The organism is Limnohabitans sp., from assembly GCF_034680285.1.
Lineage (GTDB): Bacteria > Pseudomonadota > Gammaproteobacteria > Burkholderiales > Burkholderiaceae_C > Limnohabitans_A.
On sequence record NZ_JAXITC010000008.1, the window covers coordinates 120,910 to 138,205 of the forward strand.

Here is a 17,296-nt window from a genome sequence, read left to right on the forward strand (position 1 = left end):
TCAGTCTTTCTTGGGGGGCTCTTCGGCCTCACCCATTTTCCAGGCAGCCAACAAGGCCAAGGCGGTCATAGTGGCCAGAAACACAAAGGTCTCGTTGAAGGCCCGCAAATCGGCGCGACCTGGGATGCCGGATGCATGGGCATACACCGCCAAACGCCACTCCAGCACGATGGCGCAAATGCTCACGCCCGCCGCGCCGCCCAGCATGCGCACAAAACCAATCACGCTCGACGCCTGCGGGATCAGGTCTTTGGGCAAGCCCCTCATCGCCCCCAGGTTGAGTGAAGGCAAGATGAACCCCAGGCCAATACGGCCCAGGATCACCAAAATCCAAAGCAGCGCCAAGCCCGCTGCCGGGTGGACCAAGGGCATGAGCGCAAACGACAGCGCCAGCAAAGCCAAGCCCCAGCTCACCCAATGGGCAGGCGGCATGCGGTGCGACAAACGCCCCACAGCCGCGATGGTCACGGCCAGCAAAATGCCCGCCGGCAACAAGGCCGCGCCAATGTAGGACGGTGACAGACCCAAGCCCATCTGCATGTAGACCGGCAGCAAATAGGTCGAGCCAAACAGCGCGATGCCGTAGGTGAACGATACCAGCGCCCCCATGGCGAAATGGCGGTGGCCAAACACACGCAGGTTCATGAGCGGGCCTCGCCTAGCTTGGCGGACTTGGCCTTTTCGGCCTGAAGATGCGCGTCGCATGCGATGCAAACGGCGATCCGGCTGCAGCAAATGCCGCTGCCAGGCCACAAACAAGGCCATGCCCACGCCCGCCAGCACCAAAAGGGTCACGGCAACCGTGTGGTCATCGCCGCGCAGCTGCACGAGGCCATTGAGCAGCATCAAGGTGGAGACGCTGGCCAGCACCAGCCCAATCCAGTCCAGGCCCGGGCTGCCCGCATCGGCCTGCACACCGCCCGGAGCCGACGTGGGCACATAGCGGCGCGACAGCCACAGCGCCACCATGGCCAGCGGCACCACCATGAAAAAGATCGAGCGCCAGCCAAACACATCGACCAGCACCCCGCCAATGCTGGGGCCAATGGCGGGGGCCAGCACCACGCCCATGCCAAACATCCCGCTGGCGCGGCCCTGCTCTTCGGACGCAAAAGCCCGCAAGATGATGATGGCCGGTATGGGCTGCACCACACCCGCAGCCAGGCCCTCGGCCACGCGTGCGGCCATGACCAGCGGAAAATCATTGGCCAAGCCACCCACCACACCGCCACCCAGCAGCAGCCACATGCACACCTCGTACACCCGGCGGTAGCCGTAGCGCGACAGAAGCCAAGGCGTGGTGAGCATGGACACCGTCATCGCCACCATGAAGCCAGAGGTGACCCACTGCACACGGCTTTGCCCCAAGGTGAAGTGCTGGCTCATGTCGGGAATGGCCACGTTCATGATGGTGGACGACATCACCGCCGCCATGGAGCCCAGCATCACCGACAGCAGCAGCAACCAGCGATGACGCTCGCCATAACGCGCTTGCAGGGCCTGCAGGCTGTGGGGGCCTTGGGCAAGGCTCATGCGCCTGCGCCTTGGTTTGGGTTGTGGGCCGTGTTGTCCACAGACGCCGCACCACAAGCCGCGCAAATGCAGGCCTTGTTGCGCGCCGCTTCGGGCACTTGCTTCAGCAAATCGGCGCTGAACTGAACTCGCGTGCACCAGCACGGCCCGGACGCGGCATCACAGGCTTGCGGCATGGCCATGGCACAGGCATTGGGCTGCCCGCACAAGGGGCAGCGGCAAGGGTCAAGGGCAGGCTGCGACATGGCGGCAGGTCTCAGTCCTTACCCTGGCGGCGGCGCTGCGCGTCACGCCACAGGCGAATGCCCAGTACCACCAAAGGGGTGGTGTGCAAGAAAAAATCAAAGATGTCGATAGGTTTGCTCAAGCTGCCTTGCATGAGCATGCGCCACTTCTCCACCAAATGCGGCTCAGGCACAAACGGGGCCCCGGCCAAATAAACGGCAATAGCCACCAGCCACCACATCGGAATCCGGTCAATCCAGCGCATTGCGCCCTCCTCAAAGCACCATTTTCAACCATGCACAGCAAAACGGCTCCCGAAGGAGCCGTTTTTAAGCATCGGCCCGTGTCCGAGCCCTGCGCTTTCAGGCCGCTTTGACCTTCAAGCGCCAAGCGTGCAGCAGCGGCTCGGTGTAGCCGCTGGGTTGCGCCTTGCCTTTGAAGACCAAGTCACAAGCCGCTTTGTAGGCCGCTGACTTGGCAAAGTTACCGGCCATGGGCTGGTAAGCCGCGTCGCCCGCGTTTTGCGCATCCACCACGGCGGCCATGCGTTCCATGGTTTGCTTGACTTGCTTTTCGGTCACCACGCCGTGCTGCATCCAGTTGGCCATGTGCTGGCTGCTGATGCGCAAGGTGGCGCGGTCTTCCATCAGGCCCACGCCGTTGATGTCGGGCACTTTGGAGCAGCCCACGCCTTGGTCCACCCAGCGGACCACATAACCCAAGATGCCTTGGGCGTTGTTGTCGAGCTCTTTTTGCTTGTCTTCAGCCGACCAGTTGGCGGCGTCTTTGGCCACCACGGGGAACTGCAGCAAAGCGTTGAGCGTGTCTTCGCGCAATTGTTTCGGGTCTTGCTTGGCAACCGCTTTTTCCATCTGCTTTTGCAGGGCAGGCACGTCCACTTGGTGGTAGTGCATGGCGTGCAGCGTGGCGGCGGTGGGGCTGGGCACCCAAGCGGTGTTGGCACCGGCCATGGGGTGGCCGATTTTGGCCTTGAGCATGTCGGCCATCAGGTCGGGCATGGCCCACATGCCTTTACCGATCTGAGCGCGACCGCGCAGGCCGCAGGCCAGGCCCACGTTGACGTTGTTCTTCTCGTACGCACCCAGCCAAGTGCTGTTCTTGATGTCGCCCTTGCGCATGACGGGGCCGGCCAGCATGCAGGTGTGCATCTCGTCGCCTGTACGGTCCAGGAAGCCGGTGTTGATGAAGGCCACGCGGCTCTTGGCGGCAGCGATACAGGCTTTCAAGTTGGTGCTGGTGCGGCGCTCTTCGTCCATGATGCCCAGCTTGACGGTGGAAGGCTTCATGCCGATCACTTTTTCGACGCGGCCAAACAGCTCGTCGGCAAACGCGACTTCAGCCGGGCCGTGCATTTTGGGCTTGACGATATAGACGCTGCCGGTGCGGCTGTTGCGCAGGGGGTGCGAAGACTTTTTCTGCAAGTCCACTAAGGCGCAGGTCACGGTGATCATCGCGTCCAGGATGCCTTCAGGGATCTCGTGGTTTTTGCCGTCAGCGCCTTTGTAAAGAATGGCGGGGTTGGTCATCAGGTGACCGACGTTGCGCACAAACATGAGCGAGCGGCCGTGCAGTTTGACGGTGCCCTTGCCTGCGGGTTTGGTGTACTCACGGTCACCGTTCATGGTGCGGGTGAAAGTCTTGCCACCCTTTTGCACTTCTTCGCTCAGGGTACCTTGCAAAATGCCCAGCCAGTTGGCATAGGCCAACACTTTGTCGTCGGCGTCCACCGCGGCGACCGAGTCTTCCAAGTCGAGGATGGTGGACAACGCGCTTTCAGCGATCAGGTCGGACACGCCAGCGGGGTCGGTCTTGCCGATGGGTGTCGACTTGTTGATTTGCAGGTCGAGGTGGATGCCGTTGTGCACAAACAGCACGGATGCCGGGGCCTTGGCATCACCGGTGTAACCCACGAACTGCTTGGCATCGGCCAAGGTGGAGTTTTTGCCGTTGGCCAGGGTCACGACCAGCTTGCCTGCTTTCACGGCATAGCCCTTGCTGCCCACGTGCGAGCCGGTCTTCAGGGGTGCTGTGCGGTCGAGCACGTTGCGGCAGTAGTCGATGACTTTGGCGCCGCGCTTGGGGTTGTAGCCCGAGCCTTTTTCACAGCCATCGGCTTCGCTGATCGCGTCTGTGCCATACAGCGCGTCGTACAAAGAACCCCAACGGGCGTTGGCGGCGTTCAGGGCGTAACGGGCATTCAAAATCGGCACGACCAACTGAGGGCCAGCCAGCTTGGCCAGCTCGGCGTCCACGTTGGCGGTGGTGGCTTGGGCATTGCGCGGCTCCTGGACCAGATAGCCGATTTGGGCGAGGTATTTACGGTAGGCCTTCATGGCCTTGCCTTCGGCCACTGGGCCAGGGTTGGCGGTGTGCCACGCGTCCATGGCGGTCTGGATGCGGTCACGCTCGGCCAACAGGGCGATGTTTTTCGGGGCCAAGTCGGCCACGATGTCGTTGAAGCCTTTCCAGAACTTGTCTTGGTCCACGCCTGTGGCGGGCAGCATCTGGTCGTTGATGAAACTCAGCAGTGGGTTGGCCACTTGCAGGTTGTGAATCGCGGTGCGTGCAGTCATGAAAACCTCTCGGGTCAAGTCAAAAAATCAGATCGGGCCGAGGCGTGCAAAGTGACATCTGCAGGGCGGCCAAAGATACGAAGCACTCTATTCTAAATTTAGACACCGATAAAGACGCCGAAACTGCATAGACCCATGACTTTTAATCACAAGTGCAGCGCTTCAAGCGATGTCCACAACTTTTGGCACTCTGCGGTTTAATTCAGACATGACACGATCACCAAGCCCTGAAGTCCTGATCAGCGAAGTTGGCCCGCGCGATGGCCTGCAATCGGTCAAAGCCACCATGCCCACAGCCGACAAGTTGCGCTGGATCGATGCACTCGCGGCGTCGGGCCTGCGAGAAATTGAAGTCGCCTCGTTCGTGCCCGCCCAGCTGCTGCCGCAAATGGCCGATGCAGCGCAGGTGGTGCAGCATGCGCTGCGCCACTCCGGCGTGCGCATCATGGCCTTGGTGCCCAACCTGCGTGGCGCGCAAGCTGCGCTGCAGGCTGGGGCACAAAAGCTCACTCTGCCGGTATCGGCCAGCCCGGCGCACTCGATGGCCAATGTGCGCAAAACACCCGAAGCCATGGTCGAAGAGGTCAAGGCGGTCTTGCGCCAGCGCGACGAGATCGCGCCCGGCGTACCCGTCGAAGTTGGCATGTCCACCGCATTCGGATGCACGCTGCAAGGGGCCGTGCCCGAGGACGATGTGCTGCGCCTGGCACACCGCTTGGCCGAGGCGGGTGTGGACGAAATCGGCCTGTCCGACACGACCGGCATGGCCAACCCCGCACAGGTCAGCCGACTGTTCAAGCGCATGTTTCAGGAAATCGGTCCCCTCACGGGCTCGGCCCACCTGCACAACACCCGGGGCCTGGGTCTGGCCAATGCGCTGGCGGCTTACGAGGTGGGTGTTCGCACCTTTGACAGCTCTCTGGGTGGATTGGGTGGCTGCCCTTACGCCCCGGGAGCATCGGGCAATGTGGTGACCGAAGACCTGGTATTCATGCTGGAAGCCATGGGCGTGTCCACAGGCATTGACCTGAACAAACTCATGGCCGCACGAGCCCCTCTGAAAGCCGGTCTGCCCGGCGAGCCGCTCTACGGCATGACACCCGAGGCGGGCTTGCCCAAAGGCTGGCGCGACTGACTTAAACAAGTCAATTCACCCCCATGCGGCCAGCATTCCAAACTTAAAGCCGCATAATCGGTCCGCATGGACAAGCTCAAAGCCTTCGAAACCTTTGTCTCGGTTGCCACCAAAGGCAGTCTGACCGCTGCAGCTCGGGCCGAGGGCGTGGCCCCTGCCATCATCGGCCGCAGGCTGGATGCGCTGGAAGAAAGCCTGGGTGTGAAGCTGCTGGTACGCACCACCCGGCGCATCACCCTCACCCACGAAGGCAGCGCCTTCTTGGAAGATTGTCAGCGCTTGCTCTCCGATGTGGCCAATGCCGAGGCCAGTGTCTCGGCAGGTGGCGTCAAGGCCAGTGGGCATTTGCGCATCACGGCTCCAGCCGGGTTTGGCCGCCGCCATGTGGCCCCACTTGTGCCGCGCTTTCGCGAACTGCACCCCGATGTGTCGATTTCCTTGAATTTGAGCGACCGGGTCGTGGACCTGGCTGCCGAGGGTTTTGACTGTGCCGTGCGCGTGGGCGACCTGCCCGACAGCTCGCTGGTCAGCGTGCGCATGGCCGACAACCGCCGCCTGTGCGTGGCTACGCCCGCCTATCTGGCACGGCGCGGCACGCCGACTCAGCCCTCCGACTTGCTGCAGCACGACTGCCTGACCCTGTCGAGCGATGCCTCGCAAACCCGAGGTTGGGCCTTTCGAAACCCCGAAGATGGTGGCCAAGGCGTGGTTCACTTGCGCCCGGGGGGGCCACTCGACTGTTCGGATGGCCAAGTGCTGCACGACTGGTGCTTGGCCGGTTACGGCATCGCCTGGCGCAGCACCTGGGAAGTGGAGAGCGAAATCCGCTCAGGTCAGTTGGTGGCGGTACTGGAAGACTTTGCTGCACCACCCAACGGCATTTTTGTGGTCTTCCCTCAGCGCAAGCACTTGCCGCTGCGCGTACGGCTCTGGATTGACCACCTGAAACACCATTACGCCCAACCCGGTTACTGGCAAACGTCAGCCCCGTAAAATCCCCCCATGCTTTCTGCCAAACACCAATTGCTCACGGCCCTGGCCGCTGAACTCGACAAACTTCAACCCGGTGCTGGTGCACGCGCGGCCTTCGAATCGCCCAAAGTAGCTGCCCATGGCGACTTGGCCTGCACGGCGGCCATGCAACTGGCCAAAGCCCTCAAGCAAAACCCACGGCAACTGGGCGAAGCCCTGCGCGAAGCCCTGCTGGCCACCCCGGCTTTCCAGCAATGGGTGGACGCCATTGAGCTGGCGGGCCCAGGCTTCATCAACATCCGCCTCAAAGACGCGGCCAAGCAGGCCGTGGTGCACGAAGTTCTGCAAGCCGCTGAATGCTTTGGTGACCAACCGGCCCAAGCCAACAAAGTACTGGTCGAGTTCGTGTCGGCCAACCCCACAGGTCCTTTGCATGTAGGACACGGCCGCCAAGCGGCTTTGGGCGACGCGATTTGCAACTTGCTGGCCACGCAAGGCCAACAGGTCTACCGCGAGTTCTATTACAACGACGCGGGCGTGCAGATCGGCACCTTGGCCAAGAGCACGCACATGCGGGCGAAAGGTATTCAGCCCGGCGATGCGACTTGGCCCACCGACCCCGATAACCCCGAAAGCAAGGCTTTCTACAACGGCGACTACATCCAAGACATCGCCAACGATTTTCTGGCGGGCAAAACCGTTCAGTCTGACGACCGCAGCTGCACGGCCAGCGGCGATGTGAACGACGTGGACGGCATGCGCGAGTTCGCCGTGGCCTATTTGCGCCGCGAACAAGACTTGGACTTGAAGGCCTTTGACGTTCGCTTTGACAACTATTACCTGGAGTCGAGCCTCTACACCAGTGGCAAGGTCGATGCAGCGGTGCAAAAGCTCAAGGACGCGGGCAAGACCTACGAGCAAGACGGCGCCTTGTGGCTCAAGTCCACCGACTACGGCGACGACAAAGACCGTGTCATGCGCAAAGGCGACGGCACTTACACCTACTTTGTGCCGGATGTGGCATACCACATCGCCAAGTGGGAACGAGGCTTCACCCGCGTGGTCAACATCCAAGGCACCGACCACCACGGCACGATTGCCCGCGTGCGTGCGGGCCTGCAAGCGGCCAATGTCGGCATCCCCGAGGGTTACCCCGACTACGTGCTGCACACCATGGTGCGCGTCATGCGCGGCGGCGAAGAGGTCAAAATCTCCAAGCGTGCGGGCAGTTATGTGACCTTGCGCGACCTGATCGAGTGGACCAGCAAGGACGCGGTGCGCTTCTTCTTGCTCTCACGCAAGCCCGACACCGAATACATCTTCGACATCGACCTGGCCTTGGCCCAGAACAACGACAACCCGGTCTATTACGTTCAATACGCCCATGCCCGCATCTGCTCGGTGCTGGCGGCCTGGAAGGAAAAAGACGGGGGTGATGCGGCCAAGCTGGCCCAGGTCGACCTGTCACCATTGCAAAGTCCCCAAGCCCACGCACTCATGTTGGCACTGGCTAAATACCCCGAGATGCTCACATCGGCAGCCACCGACTTCGCGCCGCACGACGTGACGTTTTACCTGCGCGACCTGGCCTCGCTGTACCACAGCTACTACGACGCCGAGCGCATTTTGGTGGACGACGAAGCGGTCAAACAAGCCCGCCTGGCCTTGGTGGCAGCCACCGCACAGGTGCTGCGAAACGGTCTCAAAGTGCTGGGCGTGTCAGCCCCGCAAAAAATGTAAAGGGACAGGTCATGCAACTCCACAGCCAACGCGGCGGTACTTTTCTGGGCTTCATCATCGGTTTGGTGCTGGGCCTAGGCGTGGCCCTGGCCGTGGCCGTTTACGTGACCAAGGTGCCCACGCCGTTTTCCAATAAGAACCAGCCCCGCACCACCGACCAAGACGTGCAGGAAACAGAAAAGAATAAAGACTGGAACCCCAACAGCGTGTTCCAACCCAAGCCTCCAGCAGAGGCGCCAGCCGCGCCAGCAGCCTCCGCACCTGGAACAAAAGAGGCAGGCGCTGAAAAACCCACCTCGGGTGATGCCGGCAAAACAGCTTCAGACACGTCTAAACCCGAACCCCGTCCAGCCGTCACCGCAGACCCCTTGGGTGACTTGGCCAAGTCCAAGTCAGGCCTGTCCACACCCGCTGCCGCTGGCAATGCAGCAGACCCGTTTGACTACGTGATCCAAGTGGGCGCCTACCGAACCCTGGCCGACGCCGACGCCCAGAAAGCCAAGCTCGCCTTAATGGGCTTGGACGCCAAGGTTTCTGAACGAGACCAAGCTGGCCGCACCGTGTATCGCGTACGCTTGGGGCCTTTCTCGGACAAAACCGCCGCCGAACGCATCCGCACCCGCTTGGAAGGCAGTGGCCTCGAAAACACCTTGGTGCGCGTTCAACGCTAAACCCGTCGCCCTTATTTTTGGAGTACCGAAATGAAACGCCGTTTGTTTTCCACCTTGGCCGTGACCGCCAGCGCTTGGCTGAGTGCCCCGTTGGCATGGGCCCAGGCTGCGCTTTTCCGGTCTGGCAAGGACTACCTCACCTTGGAACGCCCCGTGGCCACCGAGTCTGGTACCGGCAAAATCGAGCTGATCGAGTTCTTCTGGTACAGCTGCCCCCATTGCAATATGTTTGAGCCCAGCTTTGCCCAGTGGGTCAAAAATGCGCCCAAAGATGTGGTGGTTCGCCGCATTCCGGTGTCTTTCCGCGATGACTTTGCCCCACAGCAGCGTTTGTTTTTCACCATCGAGGCCATGAACCTGATGGAAACGCTGCACCCCAAGGTGTTTGCCGCCATCCACGTGGAAAAGTTGATGCTCAACACCGACGCCAGCGTGCTGGCTTGGGCTGAAAAGCAAGGCGTCGACAAAACCAAGTTCAACGAGGTGTACAAGTCCTTTGGCGTGGCCAGCAAACTCAAGCGTGCTGTGCAACTGCAAAACGACTTCAAGGTCGAAGGTGTGCCCTCTCTGGGCGTGGCGGGCCGTTACTACATCGATGGCACCTTGGCGGGCAGCATGGAGCGGGCCCTGAAAGTGGCCGAATCCCTGATCGCTCAATCGCGCACGGCAGCCGCCCCTGCCACACCGACCAAAAAACAAAGCTGATTTGCTTGTCCACGCGGACACCCGCGCAGTCCCAGCCCGCCCAAGCGCATGTTTGGCCGGGCTTTTTTTATGGTTCCACCGCGGGCACGGGGGCAGATCTGACTGCGCTTGCCCCTACAATCCGAACACATCCATCAGCAAGATTCATGCCCTCAATGAAAACACGCCACGCCATCGGCCTCTTTGCCTTAGGGATGAGTTTGCTCGGCATGCCTGCTTGGGCCGAAAAAGCCGACCGCGACAAGCCCTTGCTGATCGAAGCGGACGCCATGCGCCACGACGAAAACAAACTGCTGACCCACTTCACGGGTCAGGTGGTGGCCTTCAAAGGCACCATGGTGTTGCGCGGCGCTCGGATGGAAGTGCAACAAGACAAAAATGGCCAGCAAATCGCGCAAATTTGGGCGGCCCCCAATGAGCGCGTGTTCTTTCGGCAGAAGCGCGAAGGCGTGGACGAATTCACCGAAGGTGAAGGCGAAATGGTGATTTACGACAGTCAAGCCGATGTGGTGACTTTGGTACAGCGGGCCGAGCTGCGCATTTTGCGCGGCACCGTGTTGGCCGATCAGATCACAGGGCAAAAAATTGTCTTCAACAACACCACCGAAGTGATGACGGTGGACCGCCCTGCGCCAGGCACGAAACCCACAGACCCGCGTGATCAACGCGTGCGGGCCGTGCTGACTCCCCGTAAAACCACCCCGGTCACTGCACCACCAGCGCCCAACTCGGCGCTTCCGGCTTTGCGGGTCAGCCCAGTCGCGACCGAAGGCAAAAAGCCATGAGTGCACCCGTCATCAACAGCAGCTTGGTGGCGCACCACCTGAAGAAAGCCTACGGCAGCCGCAAGGTGGTGCACGATGTGTCGGTGCAAGTTGAAAAAGGCGCGGTGGTGGGTCTGCTGGGCCCCAATGGCGCAGGCAAAACCACTTCTTTCTACATGATCGTCGGCTTGGTGCGCGGCGATGGTGGACAAATCTTGATCGACGGCGCAGACGTCACGCGCATGCCCATCCACAAGCGATCACGCATGGGCTTGTCCTACTTGCCGCAAGAGGCCTCGATTTTTCGCAAACTCACAGTGGCTCAAAACGTGCGCGCCATTTTGGAGCTGCAAACCGATGCGCAAGGCCAAGCCTTGTCGTCGGCAGAAATCGAAAAGCGCCTGACCGATTTGTTGACCGATTTACGCGTAGAACACTTGCGCGACTCGCCTGCTGTGGCGCTGTCGGGCGGTGAACGCCGCCGGGTCGAGATTGCCCGCGCCTTGGCCACCGACCCCCGTTTTATTTTGCTCGACGAGCCTTTTGCCGGCATCGACCCGATCGCGGTGATCGAGATCCAGCGCATCATCGCCTTCCTCAAGCAGCGCGGCATTGGTGTGCTCATCACCGACCACAACGTGCGCGAGACGCTGGGCATTTGTGACCACGCCTACATCATCAGTGAAGGGCGTGTGCTGGCCGAAGGCACGCCGGAAGAAATTGTGTCCAACGCCGAGGTACGCAGGGTGTACTTGGGCGAACACTTCCGAATGTGATGAACCGCATACCGTCTGCTCACCACAAGAAAGCACAGCCATGAAACCCGGTCTGTCGCTTCGCATGTCCCAGCACCTGGCGCTCACGCCCCAGTTGCAACAATCGATCCGCTTGCTTCAACTGTCCACGCTGGAGTTGTCGCAAGAGGTCGACCAAATGCTGGACGACAACCCATTCTTGGAGCGCAGCGAAGAAGAAGCGCCCATAGAGGCCTTTGGCCTGGACCAGACCGACACCCGCGTGAGTCTGGGCGACCGCGTCAGTGAAACCGCCAGCACGGCCAGCAGCAGCGATGACGGCCCCAGCGAAACCCGCGACGAAGCCGTCACCGATGTCGCCGAAAGCTGGGACGGCGACGGCAGTGTGGACATGCGCCCCGATGACAGCGAATGGGGCGGCGATGCCGGCCCACGCCAGAACAACGGCGAAGAAACCGCCGACGCCATCGACCTGGCCCGCAGCAGCGGCTCACTGACCGACTTCTTGCACCGCCAAGCGCTGTCGCTGCGCCTGTCCGAAGTGGACAGTGCCGCGCTGCGCTTTTTGATTGAATCGCTCAACGACGACGGCTACCTGACCGACACATTGCCCGAGCTGGCCGCCAGCTTGGCGGGCAGCGACGATTACGAACAGCTCGACGAGCTGGTGCACCGCTTCACCGTGGCGCTGGGCTTGCTGCAATCGCTCGAACCCGTGGGCGTGGGCGCCCGCGATTTGGCCGAATGCCTGCGCATCCAAATCAAGGCTTGGCTCAAAGACGACCCTGAAGATGAAGTGGCCCAAGCCGCGTTGGCCGTTTGCGCTCAGCCGCTCGAGATGTTGGCCAAACGCGACTTCAAACGCCTGGCCGTGTCGTGCGGCCTGGACGAAGCCGTGGTCAAAGCCGCCATCCCCTTCATTGCCCGGCTCGAACCCAAGCCCGGCCGCCCCTTTGTGCAGGCCGAGCAAAACATCATCATCCCCGACGTGCTGGTGGTGAACACCAGCAAGACCGCCACGCCCAAGTTCCGCATCCAGCTCAACCCGGACGTGATGCCCAAACTGCGCGTGCACGACATCTATGCCAACGCCCTGCGCGGCAGTAAAGGCTCGTCGCACGCGGGTTTGCAGCAGCGCTTGCAAGAAGCCCGCTGGTTCATCAAGAACATCCAGCAGCGCTTTGACACCATCTTGCGCGTGTCCACCGCCATCGTGGAGCGGCAGAAGAACTTCTTGACGCACGGTGAGCTGGCCATGCGCCCGCTGGTGTTGCGCGAGATCGCCGACGAGCTGGGCATGCACGAGTCGACCATCAGCCGCGTGACCACGGCCAAATACATGTCCACGCCGCAAGGTACGTTTGAGCTGAAGTATTTCTTTGGCTCGGGCCTGGGCACCGACAGCGGCAGCGCCGCGTCGAGCACCGCCGTGCGGGCGCTCATCAAGCAGTTTGTCGCCGCTGAAAAACCTGCCAAACCCCTGTCTGACAACCAGATTTCCGAGATGCTGAAAGAGCAAGGCATCGACTGCGCCCGCCGCACCGTGGCCAAGTACCGCGAAGCCCTGAAGATCGCGCCTGCGAACCTGCGCAAAACCCTTTGAGAGTATTTGAGTGAATTCATTGAACCTGTTCATGCCTTGCGCCGCTGGCGTTGAGGGCTTCTTGGCCGACGAGGTCCACGCCATCACCGGCCTCACGGGCCACGACCTGATGACCGGACGTGGCGGCGTGATGGCCCGAGCCTCCTGGCGCGATGCGATGCGCATCAACCTGCACAGCCGCTTGACGCAGCGCGTGCTGGTGCAGCTGTCGGTCACCGACTACCGCAACGAAAACGACCTGTACAACGCCGCCAGCGAAGTGGCTTGGGAAATTTGGTTCACGCCCAAACAGACCTTCAAGATCGACATCACCGCGCAGCACAGCCCGCTGACCAGCCTGAACTTTGCGGCCCTCAAAATCAAAGACGCGGTGGCCGACCGTTTCCGCCACAAGCGCGGTGAGCGCCCCAGCGTCGACACCAGCTGGCCCGACGTGCGCATCTACGCGCACCTGACGCCCGAAACCCTCACGCTCTACATCGACACCTCGGGCGAGCCGCTGTTCAAACGCGGCTGGCGCACCGACAAGGGCGACGCACCCCTGAAAGAAACCTTGGCCGCCGCCATGATCGCGGCCAGCGGCTGGGACGGCACCACACCGCTGTACGACCCCTGCTGCGGCAGCGGCACCATCCCGATCGAAGCAGCGCAAATCGCCTGCGGCATTGCCCCCGGTTTGCAACGTCGCTTTGGTTTCGAGAAATTGCTGCCCTTCCAGAACCACGTCTGGCAAGGCCTGATCGAAGAAGCCCGTGACCTGGAACACGAACCCACCGCGCCCGTCTTTGGCAGCGATGTGGCCTTCCGCATGGTGGACTTCTCGGAGCGCAACGCCGAACGCGCAGGCGTGTCCGGCGTGATCGAGTTCCGGGGCGGCGATGCGCTGCAACGCATGCCCCCCAGCGAGACACCTGGCGTGATGCTGCTCAACCCACCCTATGGCGAGCGCATTGCCGCAGCGGGTGTGGCCGGGCGCGGGCGCGATAACTTCCAGCCGGGGGCCTTGGCAAACGCACGGGCCTCCGAGCAGAGCCACCACCGCGAGACTGCCCAGACCGATGACGGCGGCGACTTCTTCGCCCAACTGGCCAGCCACTGGAAGAAAAACTACAGCGGCTGGAGCGCCTGGATGCTCACGCCCGACCTGAAGCTGCCCAGCAAAATGCGCCTGAAAGAATCGCGCCGCGTGCCCATGTGGAATGGCCCCATCGAATGCCGCTTGTTCCGATTTGACATGATCAAGGGCAGCTTGAAGCGCAATGCCAACCCCACTACCGACACACCGGGGGCTGATGAAACACCTGCGCCATGAGCGCAGCCGCAGATGCGCAAGCTCCGGTGCGCCGCGTGCTGGACACCAACATCGTGCTCGACCTGTGGGTGTTTGACGAACCCAAGGCCGAAGCGCTGCGCACCAGCGTCGAGACCGGCAGCACACAGTGGCTGGCCACCGCTGCCATGCGCGAAGAACTGGCCCGCGTGCTGGCCTACCCGCAAATCGTCAAGCGCTTGACACACCGCGAGCTACCCGCCAGCGCCGTGCTCGGCCACTTTGATCAATACGCACAGCTGCAGCCCGACGCGCCCAAAGCGCCCTACGCCTGCAAAGACGCAGACGACCAAAAATTCATCGACCTGGCAGTAGCCCACACCGCAGTCTTGCACAGCAAAGACGCGCAAGTGCTCTGCATGAGAAAGCGCCTGGAGCGCTGCGGCGTGGCGCTAAACCCGGTCACTACAATCCCCGCCTGAACACAGGAACACACCATGAACACGACCGCTGGCTTGGAAGCCGAAGACTTTGACACCCTAGATAACATCCTGGACGACCTGCGCGAACGCTTTGAAGAGACGCCTCAGTGGGAGTTTTGCGAGGGCTTCATGGCGGCGCTGGTGTGCTGCCGTCGCGCCATTCCCGACAGCGAGTGGTTGCCCATGCTGCTGGGCATTGACCCGGACGAGGCCGAAGGTGGCAGCTTTGCCGACGACGCCCAGCGCCAGCAGTTCATGGCCTTGTGGCAGCGCCGTTTTGACGAGATCAAACTTGCACTCGACACGCCCGTGGAAGCGCTGGACGACGACAAGGCTTATGCGCCTGAAGTGATGGATGTGCGCGGTGCGATTGCATCATTGCCGCCCGAAGAGCGTGAAGAGATCGACGACAGCGAAATCCCTTCGTTTGCCCAGGTGTGGGCACTGGGCTTCATGTTCGCCGTTGAAAACTGGCCCGACGAGTGGGCCACGCCCAAGGACAAAGACGCGGCCAAGTGGTACGACCTGTCGCTTGAAGCCGTTGTGGCGCTGACCGAGGACGACACCGATGTGCCCACTTTGTCGGCACTGTCGGAAGACGGCCCACCCAGCGTGAGCGAAAACCGCCTGAACGCCTATGGCGAGGCACTGTGGGCGGTGTATGACCTGCGCGAGATCTGGCGCAACATCGGGCCCCGCGTAGCTCAAGTCATCAAGGAAGCCACGCCAGGGCGCAACGATGCTTGCAGTTGCGGCAGTGGGAAGAAATACAAGAAGTGCTGCGGGGCTTGAGCGCTTAGCTCTTCACCCCTGTCCGCTTTTCGCGACGGGGGCGTCGCTCCTACAAAGTCAAACCATCCACTTGGCCAGCGCGTCGCTGGTGGCTTCGGGCAGTTCTTCGGGAATGAAGTGGCCAGAAGCCATGACCTGACCTGACACATTGCCTGCGCATTGCGCTTGCCACAGCTCCACGGGCTTGAACATGCGGTTGACCACACCACGGTTGCCCCACAAGACCAGCGTGTCGCAGGCGATTTGGTCGCCCCGCTCCCGGCCCTCAAGGTCGTGCTGCAGATCGATGCCTGCACTGGCGCGGTAATCTTCGGCCGCGCTGTGGATGGCGGCGGACCAGCCCTTGTCATTGAGTGCCGGATTGCAAAAAGCGCGTTCGTATTCGGCCAAGGCTTCAGGCTCGATGTACCCCATGTTTTGGCTGCCCCAGCCGCCGAGCTTGGCGTGCAGATAGGCCTTGGGGTTACCGCCGATCATGAATTCGGGCAAAGGCGCGGGCTGCGTCAGGTGGAACCAGTGGTAGTAAGCCTGTGCAAACGCAAAGTACGGGTCGGCCACCGGGCCGGAGACCTCCGGGGTTTTGCCCGGCAATGCCCCCCAGTGACCGCTGTACATGTCAAACGTAGGCGCGATGTCGATGACGCACAACTTCTTGACGCGTTGGGCATGGTCCAGCGCCAGCCGATGCGCCACACGGCCACCTCGGTCGTGACCGCACAGGAAAAAATCACCTACGCCCAGCGCGTCGAGCAGGCCCACCACTTCTTGCGCCATGGCGCGTTTGCTGTAGTGCGTGTGCTCGGCGTCGCCCACGGCGTGCGACGAATCGCCGTAACCCCGCAAATCGGGCATGACCAAGCGGTATCGGCCGCGCAAGTTTTGCGCGACTCGGTGCCACATGACATGGGTTTGCGGAAAGCCGTGGAGCAGCACCATCACAGGCAGGTGCGCTTGCGCAGCCCAATCGGCCGATTGCCGAAAGCAAACTGGCAAGCCCGCCACCGTGAGCGTTTGCCGCTCGAAGCCTTCAAACCAAGCCATCAGTCGACCTTGGCGCCCGAGGCCTTGACGACTTCGGCCCACTTCTTGTGCTCAGCGTCGATCAGCGCAGCAAACTGTGCAGGCGTGTTGCCGCTTGGGATCGCGCCCAAGGTGGCCAGGCGCTCTTTCATGGCCGGGGTGGCCAGCGATTTGGCCACTTCTTGCTGGATGCGGCTGACCACATCGGCGGGCGTGCCGGCGGGTGCCAGCAAACCGAACCAGCTGCTGGCTTCAAAGCCTTTGAGTCCTGCTGCTTCTTCGACCGTGGGCAACTCGGGCATGGCAGCAGAGCGTTGCCCGCTGGTCACCGCCAAGGCCTTGAGCTTGCCCGACTTGATGAGCTGCATGGCCGATGGCAGGTTGTCGAACATCACGTCCATGCTGCCACCCGCCAAATCGAGCAAGGCCGGGCCGGAGCCGCGGTATGGGATGTGGGCCATGAAGGTGCCGGTTTGCGACTTGAACAACTCGCCTGCCAAGTGGATGGAAGTGCCGTTGCCGCTGGAGGCCATGTTCAGTTTGCCGGGGTTGGCTTTGGCGTACTGGATGAAGTCTTTGACGTTGTTGATCTTGTTGGCCGCTGCTTTTTCGGCGTTGACCACCATCACGTTGGGCACACCCGCCACGAGGGTGATGGGGGCGAAGTCCTTGAAGGGGTCGTAGGGCAGCTTGGCGTACAGGGCGCGGTTGATGCCGTGTGTGCCCACGGTGCCCATGAGCAGGGTGTAGCCGTCGCCTGCCGACTTAGCGACTTGTTCGGCCCCGAGATTGCCGCCTGCGCCGCCTTTGTTTTCGATCACGAACTGCTGACCAAAGGCCTTGGCCAAATCAGGTGCGATGGCGCGGGCCAGGATGTCGGTGGTGCCGCCGGGTGCAAAGGGCACCACGATCTTGACCGGCTTGTTGGGCCAGGCGGTTTGCGCCCAGGCTGCTGAAGTGGTCGACAAAAGAATCGCCGCGGCCATGCCCAAGACAGGACGGCGAGTGAAATGGCGTGAGAGTTGAACCATGCGT

The 17,296-nt window shown here is 61.8% G+C and carries 17 protein-coding genes; 11 read left to right on the forward strand and 6 right to left on the reverse strand.

The features are described from left to right. From SWE17_RS08615 to SWE17_RS08630, 4 genes are all read right to left on the reverse strand, one after another. Positions 1–1,533 (reverse strand): MFS transporter, encoded by a 1,533-nt coding sequence (locus SWE17_RS08615; RefSeq protein WP_322992690.1) that lies wholly within the window; start codon positions 1,531–1,533, stop codon positions 1–3. Continuing rightward, the gene (locus SWE17_RS08620; RefSeq protein ID WP_322992691.1) at positions 1,530–1,778 is read right to left on the reverse strand and encodes a cysteine-rich CWC family protein; all 249 of its coding nucleotides are present in this window, start codon (positions 1,776–1,778) and stop codon (positions 1,530–1,532) included. Before SWE17_RS08620 ends, SWE17_RS08615 begins: the two co-directional genes overlap by 4 nt. A gap of 11 nt (positions 1,779–1,789) precedes the next feature. Continuing rightward, positions 1,790–2,023 carry a hypothetical protein gene (locus tag SWE17_RS08625; RefSeq protein ID WP_108313369.1) on the reverse strand — a complete coding sequence of 78 codons (234 nt, stop codon included), beginning with the start codon at positions 2,021–2,023 and terminating at the stop codon, positions 1,790–1,792. Positions 2,024–2,120: 97 nt separating this feature from the next. Further along, positions 2,121–4,352, reverse strand: a complete 2,232-nt coding sequence (locus SWE17_RS08630) for a malate synthase G (RefSeq protein ID WP_322992692.1) — start codon at positions 4,350–4,352, stop codon at positions 2,121–2,123. A gap of 208 nt (positions 4,353–4,560) precedes the next feature. On the opposite strand from SWE17_RS08630, the gene SWE17_RS08635 reads away from it, so the two are divergent. The 11 genes from SWE17_RS08635 to SWE17_RS08685 all read left to right on the forward strand — a co-directional run bounded on the left by SWE17_RS08635 (position 4,561) and on the right by SWE17_RS08685 (position 15,241). Beyond that, on the forward strand, positions 4,561–5,487 hold the full coding sequence (locus tag SWE17_RS08635) for a hydroxymethylglutaryl-CoA lyase (RefSeq protein ID WP_322992693.1): 927 nt from the start codon (positions 4,561–4,563) through the stop codon (positions 5,485–5,487). Between the two features lie 66 nt (positions 5,488–5,553). Beyond that, the gene (locus tag SWE17_RS08640) at positions 5,554–6,480 is read left to right on the forward strand and encodes a LysR family transcriptional regulator (RefSeq protein WP_322992694.1); all 927 of its coding nucleotides are present in this window, start codon (positions 5,554–5,556) and stop codon (positions 6,478–6,480) included. A 9-nt stretch (positions 6,481–6,489) separates the two neighbouring features. Further along, positions 6,490–8,199, forward strand: a complete 1,710-nt coding sequence (gene argS / locus SWE17_RS08645; protein ID WP_322992695.1) for an arginine--tRNA ligase — start codon at positions 6,490–6,492, stop codon at positions 8,197–8,199. A gap of 11 nt (positions 8,200–8,210) precedes the next feature. Next, the gene (locus tag SWE17_RS08650) at positions 8,211–8,870 is read left to right on the forward strand and encodes an SPOR domain-containing protein (protein ID WP_322992696.1); all 660 of its coding nucleotides are present in this window, start codon (positions 8,211–8,213) and stop codon (positions 8,868–8,870) included. A gap of 30 nt (positions 8,871–8,900) precedes the next feature. Beyond that, positions 8,901–9,575 (forward strand): thiol:disulfide interchange protein DsbA/DsbL, encoded by a 675-nt coding sequence (locus SWE17_RS08655; protein ID WP_322992697.1) that lies wholly within the window; start codon positions 8,901–8,903, stop codon positions 9,573–9,575. A 155-nt stretch (positions 9,576–9,730) separates the two neighbouring features. Beyond that, positions 9,731–10,360: a lipopolysaccharide transport periplasmic protein LptA gene (gene lptA / locus SWE17_RS08660; protein ID WP_322992698.1), complete on the forward strand. Its 630-nt coding sequence runs from the start codon at positions 9,731–9,733 to the stop codon at positions 10,358–10,360. Then, positions 10,357–11,115 (forward strand): LPS export ABC transporter ATP-binding protein, encoded by a 759-nt coding sequence (gene lptB / locus SWE17_RS08665; protein WP_322992699.1) that lies wholly within the window; start codon positions 10,357–10,359, stop codon positions 11,113–11,115. The genes lptA and lptB overlap by 4 nt, the downstream gene beginning before the upstream one ends. Before the next feature lie 40 nt (positions 11,116–11,155). Beyond that, positions 11,156–12,697: an RNA polymerase factor sigma-54 gene (locus tag SWE17_RS08670; RefSeq protein ID WP_322992700.1), complete on the forward strand. Its 1,542-nt coding sequence runs from the start codon at positions 11,156–11,158 to the stop codon at positions 12,695–12,697. Between the two features lie 10 nt (positions 12,698–12,707). Beyond that, entirely contained in the window at positions 12,708–14,009 is a 1,302-nt protein-coding gene (locus tag SWE17_RS08675; RefSeq protein ID WP_322992701.1) for a THUMP domain-containing class I SAM-dependent RNA methyltransferase, read from the forward strand. Further along, positions 14,006–14,449, forward strand: a complete 444-nt coding sequence (locus tag SWE17_RS08680; RefSeq protein WP_322992702.1) for a PIN domain-containing protein — start codon at positions 14,006–14,008, stop codon at positions 14,447–14,449. The genes SWE17_RS08675 and SWE17_RS08680 overlap by 4 nt, the downstream gene beginning before the upstream one ends. Positions 14,450–14,464: 15 nt before the next feature. Beyond that, positions 14,465–15,241 (forward strand): UPF0149 family protein, encoded by a 777-nt coding sequence (locus SWE17_RS08685; RefSeq protein ID WP_322992703.1) that lies wholly within the window; start codon positions 14,465–14,467, stop codon positions 15,239–15,241. Positions 15,242–15,298: 57 nt separating this feature from the next. On the opposite strand, the gene SWE17_RS08690 is transcribed toward SWE17_RS08685, so the two are convergent. After that, positions 15,299–16,282 carry an alpha/beta hydrolase gene (locus SWE17_RS08690; RefSeq protein ID WP_322992704.1) on the reverse strand — a complete coding sequence of 328 codons (984 nt, stop codon included), beginning with the start codon at positions 16,280–16,282 and terminating at the stop codon, positions 15,299–15,301. Further along, the gene (locus SWE17_RS08695) at positions 16,282–17,247 is read right to left on the reverse strand and encodes a tripartite tricarboxylate transporter substrate binding protein (protein WP_322992721.1); all 966 of its coding nucleotides are present in this window, start codon (positions 17,245–17,247) and stop codon (positions 16,282–16,284) included. Before SWE17_RS08695 ends, SWE17_RS08690 begins: the two co-directional genes overlap by 1 nt. Between the last annotated feature and the right edge of the window lie 49 nt (positions 17,248–17,296).